Consider the following 18,786-nt stretch of genomic DNA (forward strand, 5'->3'; position numbering starts at 1 on the left):
AGCAGCCTACCGGGCGGTTCCCGATCGGCCCACTGCTCCCCGGTCGGCGTCCGTGCCGGTCAGGGGCTGTTTTGTCCGGGTGCCGACGGTCGGTGCGGGCGGCTCGGCGCCGCCCCTCCTGGCCCATGCTACGTTCCGCAGTTCGAAATATGACTTTTACTTTGTGGAAACCTCCAGTCGGGCGGTGGGGGTGGCCGGGCGGGTCCCCGTGGCGGAAGGTGGGGTCTTGACGAGGGCGATTCCCGAGTGAAGACTCCATCGAAAGCTTCAACAGTTCGTTGAATTCCTGTTGTGATCATTGCTGGAGTGAAGGAGCACAGGTGTCCGGTCCGGACGTGAACCTGATACTGCGCTCGACGCGCGTCGTCACCCCCGAGGGCACCCGCCCGGCGGCGGTCGCCGTCGCGGGCGGGACGATCGACGCGGTCCTGCCGTACGACACCGAGACGCCCGCCGGCGCCCGGCTGGAGGACTTCGGCGACGACGTCCTGCTGCCCGGTCTGGTCGACACCCACGTCCATGTGAACGACCCCGGCCGCACCGAGTGGGAAGGCTTCTACACCGCCACCCGCGCGGCCGCCGCGGGCGGGATCACCACGCTCCTGGACATGCCCCTCAACTCGCTCCCGCCGACCACCACCGTCGAACACCTGCGGGTCAAGCAGCAGGTGGCGGCCCCCAAGGCGCACGTCGACACCGGCTTCTGGGGCGGGGCGATCCCGTCCAACGTCAGGGACCTGCGCCCGCTGTACGAGGCCGGGGTCTTCGGCTTCAAGTGCTTCCTGTCGCCCTCCGGCGTCGAGGAGTTCCCGGAGCTGGACCAGGAGCAGCTGGCCCGCTCCATGGCGGAGATCGCCGGATTCGGCGGGCTGCTCATCGTGCACGCCGAGGACCCGCACCACCTGGCCGAGGCCCCGCAGCGCTCCGGGCCCGCCTACGCCGACTTCCTCGCCTCCCGCCCGCGCGACGCCGAGAACACCGCGATCGAGGGGCTCATCGCCCACGCCAAGCGGCTGAACGCCCGCGTCCACGTCCTGCACCTCTCCTCCAGCGACGCCCTGCCGCTGATCGCCGCCGCCAAGCGCGAGGGCGTCCGCGTCACCGTCGAGTCCTGTCCGCACTTCCTCACCCTCACCGCCGAGGAGGTGCCGGACGGGGCCACGGAGTTCAAGTGCTGCCCGCCGATCCGCGAGGCCGCCAACCAGGACGCGCTCTGGGCCGGACTCGCCGACGGCACCATCGACTGCATCGTCAGCGACCACTCGCCGTGCACCACCGACCTGAAGACCCCCGACTTCGCCTCCGCCTGGGGCGGCATCTCCTCCCTCCAGCTCGGCCTGCCCGCCATCTGGACCGAGGCCCGCAGGCGCGGCCACTCCCTCGACGACGTCGCCCGCTGGATGTCCGCCGCCCCCGCGGCGCTGGCCGGGCTGACCCGCAAGGGAGCCATCGAGGCCGGACGCGACGCCGACTTCGCGGTCCTCGCCCCCGACGCGACCTTCACCGTCGACCCCGCCGAGCTGTTCCACCGCAACCAGGTCACCGCCTACGCCGGGAAGACCCTGCACGGCGTGGTCCGCTCCAGCTGGCTGCGCGGCGTCCGCATCGCCTCCGACGGCGTCCTCGCCGAGGCCGCGGGCCGCCTCCTCGAACGCGACCGCTGACGAGCTCGCCGGCCGCCCTCCGAACGCGACCGCTGACCGAGCCGACCGGTCCGCTCCTCGAACGCGACCCCTGATTGTGACCGAAAACCGTGACCGAAAGGACCCCCTGACCATGACGGACGCCGCGATACCGCGCTTCACCGGCGACGCAAGCCCCTACGCGGGCGGCGACCCGTACGCCGACCACCGCACCGCCGACCTCCCCTTCACCCACCTCGTCGACCTGGCCGACCGCCGTCTCGGGGCGGGTGTCATCGCCGCCAACGACGAGTTCTTCGCCGAGCGCGAGAACCTCCTCAAGCCCGGGCCCGCCGTCTTCGACCCGGAGCACTTCGGGCACAAGGGCAAGATCATGGACGGCTGGGAGACCCGCCGCCGACGCGGTGTCAGCGCGGCCGAACCGCACCCCACCGCCGACGACCACGACTGGGCCCTCGTCCGCCTCGGCGCGCCCGGCGTCATCCGGGGCATCGTCCTGGACACCGCCCACTTCCGCGGCAACTACCCGCAGGCGGTCTCCGTCGAGGCGGTCGCCCTGCCCGGCTCCCCGTCCCCCGAGGAGCTCCTCGCCCCCGACGTGAAGTGGACGGTGCTCGTCCCCCGTACGGCGGTCGGCGGCCACGCGGCCAACGGGTTCGCCGTCGACGCCGAGCAGCGCTTCACCCACCTGCGGGTCAACCAGCACCCGGACGGCGGGATCGCCCGGCTCCGCGTGTACGGAGAGGTCGCCCCCGACCCCGCCTGGCTCGGCGCGCTCGGTACGTTCGACCTCGCCGCGCTGGAGAACGGCGGGCAGGTCGAGGACGCCTCCGACCGCTTCTACTCCCCGGCCACCAACACCATCCAGCCGGGCCGCTCGCGGAAGATGGACGACGGCTGGGAGACCCGCCGCCGGCGCGACCAGGGCAACGACTGGATCAGCTACCGGCTCGCCGCGCAGTCCGGCATCCGGGCCGTCGAGATCGACACCGCCTACCTCAAGGGCAACTCCGCGGGCTGGGCGAGCCTCTCGGTACGCGACGGCGAGGACGGCGACTGGACGGAGGCCCTTCCCCGGACCCGGCTCCAGCCCGACACCAACCACCGCTTCGTCCTGGACGGGACCGTCCGGGCCACGCACGTACGCGTCGACATCTACCCGGACGGCGGCATCTCCCGGCTGCGGCTGTACGGATCGCTCACCGACGAGGGCGCCGCCGCCCTGGCGGCCCGTCACCGGGAGCTCGGCGGCTGATTCCCGAACGCGCCCGAAACCCGGCGCACCGCGGTCGCAGGGGGATCGCGGTGCGCCCGGCCGGTCCCGTTACGTGAGGGTGTGTCACCCTGGTCGAGCTGCGGTGAGCAGGCCCTGAAGGCCGGGCGAGCCGCACGTTCCGAGCCTCGACCAGGAGCCCCCATGATCTTCATCGCCGTCAGGTTCACCGCCCTCGACCCCGAGGAATGGCTCACCCGGCTGGACGACTTCACCGTCGCCACCCGCCGCGAGCCCGGCAACCTCTTCTTCGACTGGTCGCGCAGTGTGGAGAACCCCGACCAGTTCGTCCTGCTGGAGGCCTTCGCCGACGCGGCGGCGGGCGAGGCGCACGTGAACTCCGACCACTTCAAGGCGGCGATCGCGACGATGGCGGAGCTGGTGGCCGAGGTCCCCGAGATCATCAACGTCGAGGTGGAGGGCGCCGGCTGGTCCCGGATGGCGGAGGTCACCCCGCGCAACCGCTGACCGGCACCTCCCGCCGGACCCGCCGGCACGTGCCGCTCCGCCGAACCGTTGACGGGCACGTCCCGCTAGGTCCTGTCGTCAAACTGCCGCCTGCCCCGCGGTGCCATGCACGCGCTCTCGCCGCACCGGGCACAGGCCCGAGTACGTCCCGTACGAGGACCCGCACCCGGCACACCGGGAGCACGCACCTGACCCCGCAGGGCCGCCCTTTCGGGCGACGACGGCAGTTTGACGACAGGACCTAGAACTCCTCGTGTGACTCCGGGTCGCCGCCGAACCGCCGCTGCCGCCCGGACGCGATCGTCGTCAGCTCCTGCGCCGTCAGCTCGAACCCGAACAGATCGAGGTTCTCGGCCTGCCGGCCCGGGTCCGCCGACTTCGGGATCGGTACCGCGCCCAGCTGGGTGTGCCAGCGCAGCACCACCTGCCCGGGGCTCACCCCGTGGTCCTCGGCGATCGCCACGGTCGAGGGGTCCTCCAGCACCTCCCGCCCCCGGGCCAGCGGACTCCAGCTCTCCGTGACGATGCCCTTCGCCGCGTGCACCGACCGCAGTTCCTCCTGAGGCAGCAGCGGGTGCATCTCGATCTGGTTCACCGAGGGCAGTACGCCCGTCTCCCGCTCCAGCCGCTCCAGATGCGCGGCGGTGAAGTTGGAGACGCCGATCGAGCGGACGAGGCCGTCCTCGCGGAGCCGGATCATCGCCTTCCAGGTGTCGACGTACTTGTCGACGCGGGGGAGCGGCCAGTGGATCAGATAGAGGTCGACGTACTCGACGCCCAGGCGGGCCCGCGACTCCTCGAACGAGGCGAGCGTCTCCTCGTACCCGTGGTGCCGCCCGGGCACCTTGGTGGTGAGGCGGACCTCCTCGCGGGGGACGCCGCTGCGGGCGATGCCCCGGCCGGTGCCGGTCTCGTTGCCGTAGTCGAGGGCCGTGTCGACCAGCCGGTAGCCGAGCTCCAGGGCCCCGGCGACGGCCTCCTCGGCCGCCGCGTCGTCCAGCGGGTAGGTGCCGAGCCCCACCGCGGGGAGCCGCGTGCCGTCGTTGAGCGTCTGAACCGGTGTGCCGGACATGTGCTGGTCCCGTCCTTCCCGTCGCTGCCCCCGTCCCGGCCAGCGTAGGGGCGCGGCCGGGGAGGGGGCAGCCGGACGGGGCCGACGGGGGAGCGCTCCGGATGGCGGCCCGGGGAGCGGCCCGGGAGAACGGCCCGGGGGCGCTCAGGCCGCGTGGCCGCCGTCCACGACGATCTCCGTGCCCGTGATGAAGGCTGCCTCCTCGCTCACGAGGTACGCGACGAGCGAGGCGATCTCCTCCGTCGTGCCGAAGCGGCCCAGCGCGTTCGCCGCGCGCTGGCCCTCGGCGAACGGCCCGTCGGCCGGGTTGAGATCGGTGTCCACGGCCCCCGGCTGGATCACGTTCACCGTGATGCCGCGCGGCCCCAACTCCCTGGCGAGCGGCTTGGTCAGCCCGGTCAGCGCGGACTTGCTGAGCCCGTAGAGGGTGGAGCCGGGCCCGCCCGCGTACCGGCTCAGGGCGGAGCCCACGGAGATGACGCGGCCACCGTCGGCCAGCCGTTCCGCCGCCGCCCGGCAGGCGAGGAAGACCGCCCGCACGTTCACCGCCAGCGTCCGGTCCACCTCCGGCCCGGCGAGCCCGGAGATCGGCCCGAGCACACCGATGCCCGCGTTGTTGACCAGGACGTCGAGCCGGCCGAGCGCGTCCGCGGCCCGGTGCACGGCGTCGGCGGCCGCGTCGGCGTCCGCCGCGTCGCAGCGCAGGGCGACGCCACGGCGGCCGAAGCCCTCGATCCTCGCGACGACCGCACGGGCCGCCGCCTCGTCCTGGACATAGGTGACGGCCACGTCCGCGCCCTCCTGGGCGAGCCGCAGCGCGATCGCGGCGCCGATGCCCCGGCTGCCCCCGGTGACCAGGGCGGTCCTGGCCGGGAGGCCGGTGGGAAGGGTGGTGGGGGCAGGCGTGGACAGGGTGCTGGACATGGCCGGTTCCTTTGCTGGAGGACGCCGTCGCTCGACGACATCCCCCAGCAAACGCCCGCCGGGGCCCTCGCACCGGCGGGTATCGGACGCCCACGGCCGCCGGGCCACGGGCGCGGTCGCCCGTCTACCGCGAAGGCAGCAGCGCGGAATCCGTCGCCGCGGCCCGCAGCCGGACCAGGATGGCGCGGGCCGCCTTGTCGTAGCCGAGGTTGTTGTTCTGGAGCACCGACTCGGCGTTGGCCAGCTCCAGCAGGGCGATCACTTCGAACGCCAGTTGGCACACATCGGTGTCCCCGGCCAGCTCCCCGGAGGACCTGGCCTCCTCGATCGTCTGCTCCACGAAAGTGACCCAGCCCGTCTGCGCGGACGCCAGGGCGTCATGCACCCTGCCGCCGCGCGCGTCGAACTCGGCGGTGGCGGCGTAGAAGAAGCAACCGCCCCGGAACACGCGCTCGCGGGAGTACGCGATCCAGGCCTCGCAGAGCCGCCACACCCGCCCGAGCCCCGGCGGCACCGACCGGGTGGGGCGCAGCACGTGGTCGACGTATATGGCCACCGCCCCCCGCACGGTGGCCAGCTGGAGCCCCTCCTTCGAGCCGAACAGGGCGAACACCCCGCTCTTGCTCAGCCCGAGCTCGGTGGCCAGCCGCCCCAGCGACAGGCCCTCCAGCCCTTCGACCGAGGCGATCTGCACCGCCCGCCCCAGGATCAACTGCCGGGTCTGGTTCCCCCGCTCGACCCGCCCGTCCGCTCTCAACGACGTCATGTGACCACTCCGTGCCTCAGAGTTATCGAGGCGTCAGTCTAGGGAGCGGCGGCGCGGCCGACGGACCCCCGGCCGTCCGGCAGAACGGCCCGACCGCCGCTGACCACGGGCGATGCCCCGAAACGATCCGAGCGCTGAGACAGGTGTTCCTTTTTCAGGGGCCCGGCGGATAGCGTGATCGCTCCGCGTGCGAGCCGGTGAGGTCTCCACAACGCATTCCGTGGAGATCCAGGAGACCCCGTTGTCCGTTGCCGCCGTGCCCGCCCTCGCGCCCCCGCGCCGGGCCTGGGCCACCGATCTTCCCGTGCTGGCGGTCGCCGCCGTCTGGGGCGCCAGCTACCTCGCGGCCAAGGGCATCACCACCGCCCACACCGTCATCGCCGTCCTCGTCCTGCGCTTCGCGATCGTGCTGCCGGTACTCGTCGCGACCGGATGGCGCAGGCTGCGGGCGCTGACCGGCGCGCAGTGGCGGGGCGCGGGGCTGCTGGGCCTGGTGCTGAGCGGGATCTTCCTGCTGGAGACGTACGGGGTGGTGCACACCTCCGCCACCAACGCGGGGCTGATCATCAGCCTCACCATGATCTTCACGCCGCTGGCCGAGGCCGCCGTGACCCGCGTGCGCCCGTCGGCCGGATTCGTCGCGGCGGCCGGGCTCTCCGTCGCCGGAGTGGTCCTGCTGACCCAGGGCGGCGGGCTCACCAGCCCCTCGGGCGGTGACCTTCTGATGCTCCTCGCCGCGCTCGCCCGCACCGTCCACGTCCTGGCGATGGCCAGGATCAAGGCGGTCCAGGACGCCGACCCGCTCTCGCTGACGACCGTCCAGCTCGGGGCCGCGGTCGCCGTCTTCGCCGTGCTCGCCGCCGTCCCCGGCACCGGCGCCTCGCCGTGGAGCGCGGCGGCGGACTTCGGCGCCCGGGAGTGGGCGGGCCTGGTCTTCCTCTCGGTGTTCTGCACGCTGTTCGCGTTCTTCGTGCAGATGTGGTCCGTACGCCGCACCTCACCGTCCCGGGTCAGCCTGCTGCTCGGCACGGAACCGCTGTGGGCCGCCGCCGTCGGCATCAGCCTCGGCGGGGAACGGCTCGGGCTGCTCGGCGCGGCGGGTGCGGTCCTCGTCCTGGCGGGCACCGCGTGGGGCCGACGCGGCGCGGACCGGGCCTGATCGCCGCCGCCAGGACATGTTCAGGGCCGTCAGGAAGTGTTCGGCCGGGGCTTGTTCACCGTGTTCAGGACTTGATCACCGCGGTCAGGGGGTGATCGTCGCTGTCAGGACTTGATCGAGTCCGCGGCGATCATCACGGCCGCCCCCGCCACGATCAGCACGATGTTGACGAACAGTCCGCGGTCGCTGAGGAAGTCGATCCGCCGCACCACCGTCCACAGCCTGAACCAGCCCGTCCACTCGTACAGCAGCCCGCCGGCGCCCTGGGCGAAGACGAGGAACCCGATCGTCTCGACGATTTTCTTCATGGGCCGAGCCTTCCGCCCGCCCCGCGCCCGCCGCGTCGGCCACCGGTCCCGTCCGCCGCGCCGAAAGTAGCCGGTCCCGCGACTTTGGTCGCTCCCTCGCCGCGCGGGGCCTCTCCGGGCCGCCCGGCTGCGTAACTTTGTCGATATGACGCGCACCGAGTACCGCTGGCTGCTCCCCTCGGCGATGGCCGACCACGAGCTGCCCGGCGACCGGGCCCGGACGAGCCGCACCGTGCGGGACTGGGCCGTCGACATCACGGCCTTCCTCTGCGCCGCGGGCATCGGCCTGCTGTCGCTCGCCGCGATCGACGCCGACGACACCACACCGGACGTCTTCGTCCTCGTCGACTCGGTGATCGGCGCGGCGGCGTGCTGCGCGCTCTGGCTCCGGCGGCGCTGGCCGGTGGGGCTCGCCGCCGTGCTGACCGTCGTCTGCATCGTCGAACCCGTGGCCGCCGGGGCGCTGATGGTGGCCCTGTTCAGCCTGGCCGTGCACCGCCCCTTCAAACCGGTGGCGATCGTCGGCGCGGGCGCGCTGATCGTGGCCCCCCTGCAACCCCTCCTGCGCCCCGACCCCGCGACGACCTTCCTCGCCTCGGTCATCTTCGGGGTCCTGCTCGTCCTGCTCGTGCTCAGCTGGGGCATGGTCGTACGTTCGCGGCGGCAGCTCGTCCTCAGCCTCCGCGAACGGGCCCGCCGGGCCGAGGCCGAGGCGGAGCTGCGCGCCGAACAGGCCCAGCGGCTGGCCCGGGAGGCCATCGCGCGCGAGATGCACGACGTCCTGGCCCACCGGCTGACCCTGCTCAGCGTGCACGCAGGGGCCCTCGAATTCCGGCCGGACGCCCCCGCAGCCGAGGTCGGCCGGGCCGCGGGCGTCATCCGGGACAGCGCCCACGAGGCCCTCCAGGACCTCCGCGAGATCATCGGCGTCCTGCGCGGGCCCGGCGACACCGACGAGGGCCACCGGCCGCAGCCCACCCTCGCGACCCTGGACGCCCTCATCGCCGAGTCCCGGCTCGCGGGCATGAAGGTCGTCGTCGACGACCGGGTCACCGACCCCCAGGACGCCCCCGCCGCCACCGGCCGCACGGTCTACCGGATCGCCCAGGAGTGCCTGACCAACGCCCGCAAACACGCACCCGGCACCGAGGTCACCCTCACCGTGGCGGGCGGCCCCGGCGACGGGCTCACCATCGAGGTGGCGAACCCCGCCCCCACCGAACCCTTCGAGCGCGTCCCCGGCTCGGGCCAGGGGCTCATCGGCCTCACCGAACGCGCCACGCTCGCCGGCGGCGGGCTGGAGCACGGTCCGACGAAGGACGGCGGCTTCGTGGTCCGGGCCCGGCTGCCGTGGCCCGCCGCGTGACGCCCGGGGGCGGGAAGCCCCGCCCGAGGACCGGGGCCGTGACCGGGGCCGGGACGACGCCCGCCCCGAGGACCGTGGCCGCGACGCCCGCCGTGCGGGGCCCGCTCACCGGCTGGCTACGGTGGCCGTCATGAACACCCCGGCGCCCCCGACACCTCCGGCCTCACCCACGCCCCCGCCCGTCCGGCTGCTGATCGTCGACGACGACCCGCTGGTCCGGGCCGGGCTGACCCTGATGCTCGGCGGCGACGAGGGCATCGACATCGTGGGGGAGGGCGCGGACGGCGACGAGGTCGAGGAACTGGTCGAACGGCTGCGCCCCGACGTCGTCCTGATGGACATCCGGATGCCGGTCATGGACGGGCTCACCGCGACCGAGCGGCTGCGCCGCCGGCCCGGGGCTCCCGAAGTCGTCGTCCTCACCACGTTCCACGCGGACGAACAGGTGCTCCGGGCCATCCGGGCCGGGGCAGCCGGATTCGTCCTGAAAGACACCCCGCCCGCCCGCATCGTCGATTCGGTCCGCCGGGTCGCCGCGGGGGACCCGGTGCTCTCACCTGCCGTCACCCGCCAGTTGATGGCCCGGGCCGCCGGCGGCCCGGGCGACGACCGGGCCGGCCGGGCCGACCGCGCACGCAGGCGTTTCGACCAACTCGCCGAACGGGAGCGGGAAGTCGCCGTCGCCGTCGGGCGCGGCGGCTCCAATGCCGAGATCGCGGGTTCGCTCTACCTCAGCGTCGCGACCGTCAAGACGCACGTCTCACGGATTCTCGCCAAACTCGAACTCAACAACCGCGTCCAGATCGCGCTGTTGGTCCATGACGCGGGACTCCTCGACACGGACGGGGAGGACGGGGGCGGCCTACGCTGACCGGAGCGGACCGGAACGGGCCGGAACGGAAGAGGGGCTGACCATCATGGCTGTGCTCGATCTGCGCGACCTGCCGGACTTCACCGCGGATCCCTATCCGTACTACGCGAAGCTGCGGGCCGAGGGACCGGTGCACGCCGTGCGCACCGAGGAGATGGAGCGGATCTGGCTGGTCGTCGGTTACGAGGAGGCCCGCGCCGCTCTCGCCGACCAGCGGCTCGGCAAGGACTGGCGGACCACCGGACGCTGGGAGGCGTCCGAAGCGATGCTGAGCGCCAACATGCTGGAGCTGGACGCCCCGCACCACACCCGGCTGCGCCGGCTGGTCATCCGTGAGTTCACCGCCCGCCGCATCGAGGCGCTGCGCCCCCGTGTCACCGAGATCACCCACGACCTCCTCGACGCCATGGTGCCCCGGGGCTCCGCGGACCTGGTGGACGCGCTGGCCTTCCCGCTGCCGATGACCGTGATCTGCGAACTCCTCGGTGTCCCGGACATCGACCGGGACACCTTCCGGACGCTCTCCAGCGGCATCGTCGCGCCCACCCCGGAGCAACGGGAAGCCGACCCGGTCGGTGCGATGAGCGCCTACCTCGTCCAACTGATCGAGGACAAGAGGCGTTCGCCCGGCGACGACCTGCTGAGCGCGCTGATCCGCACCCGGGACGAGGGCGGCGACTCGCTCTCCTCCGCCGAACTGGTCGGCATGGCCTTCCTGTTGCTGGTCGCCGGCCATGAGACCACCGTCAACCTGATCGCCAACGGGGTCCGGGCCCTGCTCGACCACCCCGACCAGCTCGCCCTGCTGCGCGCCGATCCGGGGCTGCTCGACAACGCGGTCGAGGAGATGCTGCGCTACGACGGGCCGGTGGAGACCGCGACCTTCCGCTTCACCCGCGAGCCGGTGACGATCGGCGACACCGTGATCCCGGCCGACGAGGCGGTCCTCGTCGCCCTGGCCTCCGCCGACCGCGACCCCGGCCGCTTCCCCGAACCGGACACCTTCGACATCCGCCGCGAGCCCCAGGGGCACCTGGGCTTCGGCCACGGCGCGCACTTCTGCCTGGGCGCTCCGCTCGCCCGGATGGAGGCCCGCATCGCGATAGCCGCCCTGCTGGAACGCTGTCCCGGCCTCGCCCGCGATCCGTCCGGCGGCGAGCTGGACTGGCTGCCCGGTCTGCTGATGCGCGGCGCGCGGGGGCTGCCGGTGCGCTGGTGAGGCCCGGCCCGGACCGCCCCCCTTCCCGTCCGCCCCCGACCTCCCGTCCGCCCCGACCTCTCCCGTCCGCACCCTCGTCAGCCCCCCCGCCCCCGCCTCCCGCACAGTGACCCGTCCACGAAGGGAACCGAGTTGACCACCGAACCTCTGGTCGATCTCGCCGCACTCGGCGATCAGTTCACCCGTGACCCCTATCCCGCCTACGCCGCCCTGCGCGCGAAGGGCCCGGTCCACCGGGTGCGGATTCCCGAGGGCGCGGACGCCTGGCTCGTCGTCGGATACGAGGCGGGCCGCGCCCTCCTCGCCGACCAGCGGCTCTCCAAGCACTGGAGCCGGGCCTCGCCGTCGCTCGGCGTCAGCAAGGTGTCCGCCGGTTCCTCGATGCTCGGTTCCGACGCCCCCGACCACACCCGGATGCGCAAGCTGGTCGCCCGCGAGTTCACCCCGCGCCGCATGGAGCAACTGGCCCCGCGTGTGCAGGAGATGACCGACGAGCTGCTGGACGCGATGCTCGCGGCCCCGGACCGTGCGGCGGACCTGGTCGAGGCGCTGTCCTTCCCGCTGCCCATGTCGGTGATCTGCGAGCTGCTCGGCGTCCCGTCCCTGGACCGCGAGGCCTTCCGCACCTGGTCCGGCCAGGCGGTCTCCTCCGTCGACCCGTCCCTGCGCGCCTCCTCCACGCGGGCGATGACCGCGTACATCGCGGGCCTGCTCGCCGACAAGCGCGAGGAACCGGGCGAGGACCTGCTGAGCGCGCTGATCCACACCTCCGACGAGGACGGCGACCGGCTGTCCGGCGACGAACTCATCGGTATGGCCTGGCTGCTGCTGGTCGCCGGACACGAGACCACCGTCAACCTCATCACCAACGGCGTGCACAACCTCCTCGCCCACCCCGATCAGCTGGCCGCCCTGCGCGCCGACTTCACGCTGATCGACAACGCGGTCGAGGAGATCCTGCGCTTCGAGGGGCCGGTGGAGACCCCCACCTACCGCTTCACGACCGATCCGATCGAGGTCGGCGGAACGGTGATCCCCGGCGGCGGCGAGCTGGTTCTCGTCGCGATGTCGGACGCCAACCGGGACCCCGCCCGCTACCCCGACGGGTCCCGCTTCGACATCACCCGCGACGCCCGGGGCCACATCGCCTTCGGCCACGGCATCCACTACTGCCTGGGCGCGCCGCTGGCCCGCATCGAGGCCAGGATCGCCATCAGGTCGCTGCTGGAGCGCTGCCCGGACCTGCGGCTGACCGCGGACCCGGCGACGCTCGCCTGGCGCACCGGGATGCTGATGCGGGGGCCGCTGAGCCTCCCGGTCGCCTGGTAGCGGCCGAGAGGCCCGGGCCAGGTTCAGCCGCCGGGGATCTCCGTCATCGCCACCGGCCGGCGTTCACGGCGGGAGACCTCGCACGCCTCGGCGATCCGCAGGGCGTGCAGGGCCTCCCGCCCGTCGCACGGATTGGCCAGCTCACCGCGGGCCACGCGCAGGAACGCGTCCAGTTCCGCCTCGTACGCGGGGGCGAACCGTTCCAGGAACCCCGGCCAGGGCTTCGCCGGAGCGCCGGGGCCACCGGGCTCGGCCGAGGTCAGCGGCGTACGGTCGTCCAGGCCGACGGCGATCTGGTCCCGTTCGCCGGCCAGCTCCATCCGTACGTCGTACCCGGAGCCGTTGCACCGGGTCGCGGTGGCGGTGGCGAGCGTCCCGTCGTCGAGGGTGAGCAGAGCGGCGGCCGTGTCCACGTCCCCGGCCTCCCGGAACATCGCGGGTCCGGCGTCCGAGCCGGTGGCGTACACCTCGCTCACCTCGCGGCCCGTCACCCAGCGCAGGATGTCGAAGTCGTGGACCAGGCAGTCGCGGTACAGCCCGCCGGAGAGCGGGAGGTAGGCGGCGGGCGGCGGGGCCGGGTCGGAGGTGACCGCGCGCACGGTGTGCAGCCGGCCGAGCCTGCCCTCCCGCACGGCGGCCCTGGCCTCGCCGTACCCGGTGTCGAAGCGCCGCATGAAGCCGAGCTGGAGGACGCTGCCCGCCGCCTCGACCTCCGCGAGCGCGGCGAGCGTGCCCGGCAGGTCCAGGGCGATCGGCTTCTCGCAGAAGACGGGCAGCCCGGCGCGGGCGGCCCGTGCGATGAGGCCGGCGTGGGCCGAGGTCGCGGAACAGATCACCACGGCGTCGGGCGGGCCCCCGGCCGCGCCCTCCCCGGTGAACAGGCCATCCACCGGGACGGCCGCCGCCCCGGTCCGCGCCGCGGCTCCGGCCGCCCGCTCCAGGTCCGCGTCCGCCAGCAGCAGGGCGTCCACGGCGGGGTGACGGCTCAGCGCCTCCGCATGGAATGTGCCGATCCGTCCCGTTCCGATCAGTCCGATGCGCATGATCCCCAAGGTGACGTTCGCCCGGTCGTCATGTCAAGCGTTTGTCCTGACAAATGGCCGCCGCATCGACCGGCCGCTCCCCGCCCCGGTACGCCATGGCTTTGTCCGGACAAGCGAACTACGCTCGCCCCGTGACCGCACATGGATCCGACCGGCCGCTGCCGCTGAGCGTGGACCGCACCAGCCCGGTGCCGCTCTACTTCCAGCTGGCACAGCAGCTGGAGGCCGCCGTGGAGCAGGGCCGGCTGGCCCCCGGCGCCCTCCTCGGGAACGAGATCGACCTCGCCGCCCGCCTCGGCCTGTCCCGGCCGACCGTCCGCCAGGCCATCCAGTCGCTCGTCGACAAGGGCCTCATGGTCCGCCGCCGGGGAGTCGGCACCCAGGTCGTCCACAGCAAGGTCCGCCGCCCGCTGGAGCTCAGCTCGCTCTACGACGACCTGGAGGCGGCCGGCCAGCGCCCCGCCACCGGCGTCCTGCGCAACACCACGGAACCGGCCACCGCCGAGGTCGCCACCGCGCTCGGCGTCGCCGAGGGCAGCGAGGTCCACCTCGTGGAGCGGCTCCGCAGCGCCCACGGCGAACCGATGGCCCTCCTGCGCAACCACCTGCCCCCGGGCCTGCTGCCCCTGCTCACCGAGGAACTGGAGGCCACCGGCCTCTACCGGCTGATGCGGGCCTCCGGCGTCACCCTGCACAGCGCCCGCCAGACCGTCGGCGCCCGCGCCGCGGACGACCGGCAGGCGCGGGTGCTGTCGGAGCCCGTGGGTGCGCCGCTGCTGACGATGGAACGCACGACGTACGACGACACCGGCCGGGTGGTCGAGTTCGGCTCGCACGTCTACCGGGCGGAGCGGTACGCCTTCGAGTTCCAGCTCCTGGTGCGCGCCTGAGCGGTGCCCGGACCCGCTGATCCGGCCCGTCCGGCGCTCCAGGACGGGCCGAGACGGTACGGGCACACGGGTTGCGCTCGACAGCCCCCGTGCCCCAGGCTCCGTGTCCGTCGGGCGCTCGGGGATACTTGGGCGGCCGGGCCGGGACCGTACACTCCCCGGCTCCGTCGAAGCAGCACAGCGAGCAGCAGTAGAAGGGCACGGCGTCGTGGCAAGGGTTCGGACAGGGGTACGCGCGATGGGCGCCGTGCTGGCAGTGGTGCTGGGCGCCTCCCTCGCGGGATGCAGCAGCACCGGCGGCAAGCGCGCCGAGGAGCGCGCGGCCGCCGCGGCCGAGGGAAGGGCCGCGGTGAACACACCGCGCTGGACCTTCGCCATGGTCACCCACTCGGGCGACGGCGACACCTTCTGGGACATCGTCCAGAAGGGAGCCGAGCAGGCGGCCCTCAAGGACAACATCAACTTCCTCTACTCGCACAACGACGAGGCCAACCAGCAGGCCCAGCTCGTCCAGACCGCGATCGACAAGAAGGTCGACGGACTGATCGTCTCGCTGGCCAAGCCGGACGCGATGAAGGCCGTGGTCGCCAAGGCCGTCAAGGCGGGCATCCCGGTCGTCACCGTGAACTCGGGCTCCGCGGAGTCGAAGGAGTTCGGCGCCCTGACCCACATCGGCCAGGACGAGTCGATCGCCGGTGAGGCCGTCGGCGACGAGCTGAACAGCCGGGACCGCAAGAAGGCCCTCTGCGTCCTCCACGAGCAGGGCAACGTGGGCCACGAGCAGCGCTGCGCCGGGGCGAAGAAGACCTTCGACGGCACGATGCAGAACCTGTACGTCGACGGCACCAACATGCCCGACGTCACCGCGTCCATCGAGGCCAAGCTCCAGTCCGACAAGAGCATCGACGCGGTCGTCACCCTCGGCGCCCCCTTCGCCGACGCGGCCGTCCAGGCCAAGCAGACGGCGGGCAGCAAGGCCGAGATCGACACCTTCGACCTCAACGCCAAGGTCGCCACCGGCCTCCAGAGCGACAAGCTCGGCTTCGCCGTCGACCAGCAGCCCTACCTCCAGGGCTACGAGGCCGTCGACCTGCTCTGGCTCTACCGCTACAACCGCAACGTCCTCGGCGGCGGCCTGCCCGTCCTCACCGGCCCGCAGATCATCACCAAGGACGACGCCGACGCCCTGGCCGACTACACCAAGCGGGGAACCCGATGAGCGGCTCCACCGCCGCGCCCCGGACGCCGACGGAGGTGGACGAGCGGCTGGTGCGCACCTCGCCGCTGCGCAAGCTGCTCGGCCGCCCCGAGCTCGGCTCGGTCGTCGGCGCGGCGGCCGTCTTCCTGTTCTTCGCGATCGTCGCCGACAGCTTCCTCCAGGCCTCCAGCCTCGGCACCGTGCTGTACGCGGCCTCCGTCCTCGGCATCATGGCGGCCCCGGTCGCGCTGCTGATGATCGGCGGCGAGTTCGACCTCTCCGCCGGGGTCATGGTGACCAGCTCCGCGCTGATCTCCTCGATGTTCAGCTACCAGATGACGGCCAACGTCTGGGTCGGCGTCCTCGTGTCGCTGCTGGTCACGCTCGCCATCGGCGCGTTCAACGGCTTCATGCTGACCCGCACCAAACTGCCGAGTTTCATCATCACGCTCGGCACGTTCCTGATGCTGACCGGTCTGAACCTCGGCTTCACCAAGCTCATCAGCGGCACCGTCTCCACCAAGGCCATCGGCGACATGGAGGGCTTCGACTCGGCCCGCGCGCTGTTCGCCTCGACGCTGACCCTCGGCGGCGTCGAGTTCAAGGTGACGATCCTGTGGTGGGCGGCGCTCGTCGGCGTGGCCACCTGGATCCTCCTGCGTACCCGCTTCGGCAACTGGATCTTCGCCGTCGGCGGCGAGGCCGACGCGGCCCGCGCGGTCGGCGTCCCCGTCATCCGCACCAAGATCGGGCTCTACCTCGGCGTCGCCTTCGCCGCCTGGGTCTCCGGCCAGCACCTGCTGTTCAGCTACGACGTCGTCCAGTCCGGCGAGGGCGTCGGCAACGAGCTGACGTACATCATCGCCGCCGTCATCGGCGGCTGCCTGATCACCGGCGGCTACGGCTCCGCGATCGGCTCGGCCGTCGGCGCCTTCATCTTCGGCATGACCAGCAAGGGCATCGTGTACGCCGAGTGGAACCCGGACTGGTTCAAATTCTTCCTGGGAGCGATGCTGCTCCTGGCCACCCTGCTCAACGCGTGGGTGCGCAAGCGCGCGGAGGCGACGGCATGACGGCCACCCCTGAAGATGCCTCGGGAGCGACCGGGGGAGCGACCGCCGGTGCCCTGGTCGAGCTGGACGACGTGTCCAAGTTCTACGGCAACATCAAGGCCCTGGAGCACGTCTCGCTGGAGGTCCACGCGGGCGAGATCACCTGCGTCCTCGGGGACAACGGCGCCGGCAAGTCCACCCTCATCAAGATCATCGCGGGGCTGCACCGGCACGACGCCGGACGCTTCCTGATCGACGGCGAGGAGACCGCCCTCGCCAACCCGCGCGACGCCCTGGACCGGGGCATCGCCACCGTCTACCAGGACCTCGCCGTCGTCCCGCTGATGCCGGTCTGGCGGAACTTCTTCCTCGGCTCCGAGCCCACCGTCGGCTTCGGTCCCTTCAAGCGCCTCGACGTCCGGAAGATGCGCGAGACGACCCGTACCGAACTGCTCCGCATGGGCATCGACCTGCGCGACGTCGACCAGCCCATCGGCACCCTGTCCGGCGGCGAGCGCCAGTGCGTGGCCATCGCCCGCGCCGTCTACTTCGGCGCGAAGGTCCTCGTCCTGGACGAGCCGACCGCCGCCCTCGGCGTCAAGCAGTCCGGCGTGGTCCTCAAGTACGTGGCGGCCGCCCGCGACGCCGGCCTCGGCGTGGTCCTCATCACGCACAACCCGCACCACGCCCACCTCGTCGGAGACCGCTTCATCCTCCTCAAGCGCGGCGCGATGTCCGGCAGCCACACCAAGGACGACGTCACGCTGGACGAGCTCACCCGGCAGATGGCGGGCGGCAGCGAGCTGGAGGAGCTCAGCCACGAGCTGGAACGCACCCCGACCCCCACCCTCCCGGGCGCCCACGGCACGAAGGACGGGACTCCCTGAGCGGCGACCGCCCCGGCGCGGCCCACCCCGCCCACCGGCTTCCCGGGGCCGGGCAGTGGCAGAATCGAGGCCGGCGGGCGCCGTCCGCCGCCGGCCGCGACAGCGGCCCGGCCCCCCAGACCTCGCAGGGACGATGAGCACGTACCGCGACTTCGCACACCGCGGCTCCGCCCGCGCCACCGTCCTCAAGACCGTCGGCACCAAGGAACGCCGCTCGCACCTCACCGCCCCCCGGGTCCCCACGGTCGGGATCGACATCGGCGGCACCAAGGTGATGGCGGGCGTCGTCGACGCCGACGGCAACATCCTGGAACAGCTCCGCACCGAGACGCCCGACAAGTCCAAGAGCCCCAAGGTCGTCGAGGACACCATCGTCGAGCTGGTCCTGGACCTCTCCGACCGCCACGACGTCCACGCCGTGGGCATCGGCGCGGCGGGCTGGGTGGACGCCGACCGCTCCAAGGTGCTGTTCGCCCCGCACCTCGCCTGGCGCGACGAGCCCCTGCGCGACGCGATCGCGTCCCGCCTGGTCGTCCCCGTCATGGTCGACAACGACGCCAACACCGCCGCCTGGGCGGAATGGCGCTTCGGAGCGGGCCGCGGCGAGGACCACCTCGTCATGATCACCCTCGGTACGGGCATCGGCGGCGCGATCCTGGAGGACGGCCAGGTCAAGCGCGGCAAGTACGGCGTGGCCGGTGAGTTCGGCCACATGCAGGTCGTGCCCTCGGGCCACCGCTGCCCCTGCGGCAACCGGGGCTGCTGGGAGCAGTACAGCTCCGGCAACGCCCTGGTCCGCGAGGCCAGGGAGCTGGCCGCCGCCGACTCCCCGGTGGCGCACTACCTGCTGGACCGGGTGAAGGGGAACGTCGCCGACATCACCGGGCCCCTCATCACCGAACTGGCCCGCGAGGGCGACGCGATGTGCATCGAGCTGCTCCAGGACATCGGCCAGTGGCTCGGCATCGGCATCGCCAATCTGGCCGCGGCGCTCGACCCGTCCTGCTTCGTCATCGGAGGCGGCGTCAGCGCCGCCGACGACCTGCTGATCAACCCCGCCAGGGACGCCTTCAAGCGTCACCTCACGGGCCGCGGCTACCGCCCCGAGGCCCGGATCGCGAAGGCGCAGCTCGGCCCCGAGGCGGGTATGGTCGGCGCCGCGGACCTGGCCCGGCTGGTCGCCCGCCGATTCCGCCGGGCCAACCGGCGGCGCGTCGAGCGGTACGAGCGGTACGCCCAGATCTACGACCAGGCGGCGAGCACCATCCGCAACACGCGCTCCACCCGTACCGCTGACTGAACCGCAGCCGCCCGTTCC

The 18,786-nt window shown here is 72.7% G+C and carries 18 protein-coding genes; 13 read left to right on the top strand and 5 right to left on the bottom strand.

Annotation, left to right across the window (positions count from 1 at the left end; translation table 11 throughout):
• Positions 1–320 precede the first annotated feature (320 nt).
• The 3 genes from allB (at position 321) to OG245_RS31980 (ending at position 3,384) form a co-directional block, all read left to right on the top strand.
• Positions 321–1,664, top strand: coding sequence for an allantoinase AllB (allB, locus tag OG245_RS31970; RefSeq protein ID WP_371626816.1), 1,344 nt, complete (start codon positions 321–323; stop codon positions 1,662–1,664).
• A gap of 112 nt (positions 1,665–1,776) precedes the next feature.
• Positions 1,777–2,898, top strand: a complete 1,122-nt coding sequence (gene alc, locus OG245_RS31975) for an allantoicase (RefSeq protein ID WP_371626817.1) — start codon at positions 1,777–1,779, stop codon at positions 2,896–2,898.
• Between the two features lie 162 nt (positions 2,899–3,060).
• Positions 3,061–3,384 (top strand): putative quinol monooxygenase, encoded by a 324-nt coding sequence (locus tag OG245_RS31980; protein ID WP_371626818.1) that lies wholly within the window; start codon positions 3,061–3,063, stop codon positions 3,382–3,384.
• Between the two features lie 241 nt (positions 3,385–3,625).
• Here the strand turns inward: OG245_RS31980 and OG245_RS31985 are convergent, their stop codons facing one another.
• The 3 genes from OG245_RS31985 to OG245_RS31995 form a co-directional block, all read right to left on the bottom strand.
• Positions 3,626–4,456: an aldo/keto reductase gene (locus OG245_RS31985; protein ID WP_371626819.1), complete on the bottom strand. Its 831-nt coding sequence runs from the start codon at positions 4,454–4,456 to the stop codon at positions 3,626–3,628.
• Positions 4,457–4,600: 144 nt separating this feature from the next.
• Positions 4,601–5,380 carry an SDR family NAD(P)-dependent oxidoreductase gene (locus tag OG245_RS31990; RefSeq protein WP_371626820.1) on the bottom strand — a complete coding sequence of 260 codons (780 nt, stop codon included), beginning with the start codon at positions 5,378–5,380 and terminating at the stop codon, positions 4,601–4,603.
• Between the two features lie 124 nt (positions 5,381–5,504).
• Complete coding sequence (locus OG245_RS31995) at positions 5,505–6,146, bottom strand: TetR/AcrR family transcriptional regulator (protein WP_371626821.1); 642 nt, start codon at positions 6,144–6,146, stop codon at positions 5,505–5,507.
• 241 nt (positions 6,147–6,387) lie between these two features.
• On the opposite strand from OG245_RS31995, the gene OG245_RS32000 reads away from it, so the two are divergent.
• The gene (locus tag OG245_RS32000; protein ID WP_371628041.1) at positions 6,388–7,305 is read left to right on the top strand and encodes a DMT family transporter; all 918 of its coding nucleotides are present in this window, start codon (positions 6,388–6,390) and stop codon (positions 7,303–7,305) included.
• Positions 7,306–7,409: 104 nt separating this feature from the next.
• Here OG245_RS32000 and OG245_RS32005 read toward each other — a convergent pair whose 3' ends face one another.
• Entirely contained in the window at positions 7,410–7,613 is a 204-nt protein-coding gene (locus OG245_RS32005; protein ID WP_018961410.1) for a hypothetical protein, read from the bottom strand.
• Between the two features lie 145 nt (positions 7,614–7,758).
• Here OG245_RS32005 and OG245_RS32010 point away from each other — a divergent pair, with 145 nt between their 5' ends.
• From OG245_RS32010 to OG245_RS32025, 4 genes are all read left to right on the top strand, one after another.
• Complete coding sequence (locus OG245_RS32010; RefSeq protein ID WP_371626822.1) at positions 7,759–8,979, top strand: sensor histidine kinase; 1,221 nt, start codon at positions 7,759–7,761, stop codon at positions 8,977–8,979.
• 130 nt (positions 8,980–9,109) lie between these two features.
• Positions 9,110–9,850: a response regulator gene (locus OG245_RS32015; RefSeq protein WP_371626823.1), complete on the top strand. Its 741-nt coding sequence runs from the start codon at positions 9,110–9,112 to the stop codon at positions 9,848–9,850.
• A gap of 46 nt (positions 9,851–9,896) precedes the next feature.
• Positions 9,897–11,069: a cytochrome P450 gene (locus OG245_RS32020; protein WP_371626824.1), complete on the top strand. Its 1,173-nt coding sequence runs from the start codon at positions 9,897–9,899 to the stop codon at positions 11,067–11,069.
• A gap of 132 nt (positions 11,070–11,201) precedes the next feature.
• Positions 11,202–12,398 carry a cytochrome P450 gene (locus OG245_RS32025; protein WP_371626825.1) on the top strand — a complete coding sequence of 399 codons (1,197 nt, stop codon included), beginning with the start codon at positions 11,202–11,204 and terminating at the stop codon, positions 12,396–12,398.
• Between the two features lie 23 nt (positions 12,399–12,421).
• On the opposite strand, the gene OG245_RS32030 is transcribed toward OG245_RS32025, so the two are convergent.
• A complete protein-coding gene (locus tag OG245_RS32030; RefSeq protein WP_371626826.1) occupies positions 12,422–13,441 on the bottom strand; it encodes a Gfo/Idh/MocA family oxidoreductase in 1,020 nt (339 codons plus the stop codon).
• Positions 13,442–13,572: 131 nt separating this feature from the next.
• Here OG245_RS32030 and OG245_RS32035 point away from each other — a divergent pair, with 131 nt between their 5' ends.
• The 5 genes from OG245_RS32035 (at position 13,573) to OG245_RS32055 (ending at position 18,768) form a co-directional block, all read left to right on the top strand.
• Positions 13,573–14,331 (top strand): GntR family transcriptional regulator, encoded by a 759-nt coding sequence (locus OG245_RS32035; RefSeq protein WP_371626827.1) that lies wholly within the window; start codon positions 13,573–13,575, stop codon positions 14,329–14,331.
• 238 nt (positions 14,332–14,569) lie between these two features.
• Positions 14,570–15,550 (top strand): sugar ABC transporter substrate-binding protein, encoded by a 981-nt coding sequence (locus tag OG245_RS32040; RefSeq protein ID WP_371626828.1) that lies wholly within the window; start codon positions 14,570–14,572, stop codon positions 15,548–15,550.
• A complete protein-coding gene (locus OG245_RS32045; protein WP_371626829.1) occupies positions 15,547–16,602 on the top strand; it encodes an ABC transporter permease in 1,056 nt (351 codons plus the stop codon). The genes OG245_RS32040 and OG245_RS32045 overlap by 4 nt, the downstream gene beginning before the upstream one ends.
• Positions 16,599–17,468: an ATP-binding cassette domain-containing protein gene (locus tag OG245_RS32050; protein WP_371626830.1), complete on the top strand. Its 870-nt coding sequence runs from the start codon at positions 16,599–16,601 to the stop codon at positions 17,466–17,468. Before OG245_RS32045 ends, OG245_RS32050 begins: the two co-directional genes overlap by 4 nt.
• 133 nt (positions 17,469–17,601) lie before the next feature.
• A complete protein-coding gene (locus tag OG245_RS32055; protein ID WP_003965308.1) occupies positions 17,602–18,768 on the top strand; it encodes an ROK family glucokinase in 1,167 nt (388 codons plus the stop codon).
• Positions 18,769–18,786 lie beyond the last annotated feature (18 nt).

Source organism: Streptomyces sp. NBC_01116, assembly GCF_041435495.1.
Classification (GTDB): Bacteria; Actinomycetota; Actinomycetes; order Streptomycetales; family Streptomycetaceae; genus Streptomyces.

Bases quoted from the DNA above. Each gene is read 5' to 3' on its own strand.
- alc (WP_371626817.1), top strand. From the start codon at position 1,777: ATGACGGACGCCGCGATACCGCGCTTCACCGGCGACGCAAGCCCCTAC.
- OG245_RS31980 (WP_371626818.1), top strand. From the start codon at position 3,061: ATGATCTTCATCGCCGTCAGGTTCACCGCCCTCGACCCCGAGGAATGG.
- OG245_RS31985 (WP_371626819.1), bottom strand. From the start codon at position 4,456: ATGTCCGGCACACCGGTTCAGACGCTCAACGACGGCACGCGGCTCCCC.
- OG245_RS31990 (WP_371626820.1), bottom strand. From the start codon at position 5,380: ATGTCCAGCACCCTGTCCACGCCTGCCCCCACCACCCTTCCCACCGGC.
- OG245_RS31995 (WP_371626821.1), bottom strand. From the start codon at position 6,146: ATGACGTCGTTGAGAGCGGACGGGCGGGTCGAGCGGGGGAACCAGACC.
- OG245_RS32005 (WP_018961410.1), bottom strand. From the start codon at position 7,613: ATGAAGAAAATCGTCGAGACGATCGGGTTCCTCGTCTTCGCCCAGGGC.
- OG245_RS32010 (WP_371626822.1), top strand. From the start codon at position 7,759: ATGACGCGCACCGAGTACCGCTGGCTGCTCCCCTCGGCGATGGCCGAC.
- OG245_RS32015 (WP_371626823.1), top strand. From the start codon at position 9,110: ATGAACACCCCGGCGCCCCCGACACCTCCGGCCTCACCCACGCCCCCG.
- OG245_RS32020 (WP_371626824.1), top strand. From the start codon at position 9,897: ATGGCTGTGCTCGATCTGCGCGACCTGCCGGACTTCACCGCGGATCCC.
- OG245_RS32030 (WP_371626826.1), bottom strand. From the start codon at position 13,441: ATGCGCATCGGACTGATCGGAACGGGACGGATCGGCACATTCCATGCG.
- OG245_RS32040 (WP_371626828.1), top strand. From the start codon at position 14,570: ATGGGCGCCGTGCTGGCAGTGGTGCTGGGCGCCTCCCTCGCGGGATGC.
- OG245_RS32045 (WP_371626829.1), top strand. From the start codon at position 15,547: ATGAGCGGCTCCACCGCCGCGCCCCGGACGCCGACGGAGGTGGACGAG.
- OG245_RS32050 (WP_371626830.1), top strand. From the start codon at position 16,599: ATGACGGCCACCCCTGAAGATGCCTCGGGAGCGACCGGGGGAGCGACC.
- OG245_RS32055 (WP_003965308.1), top strand. From the start codon at position 17,602: ATGAGCACGTACCGCGACTTCGCACACCGCGGCTCCGCCCGCGCCACC.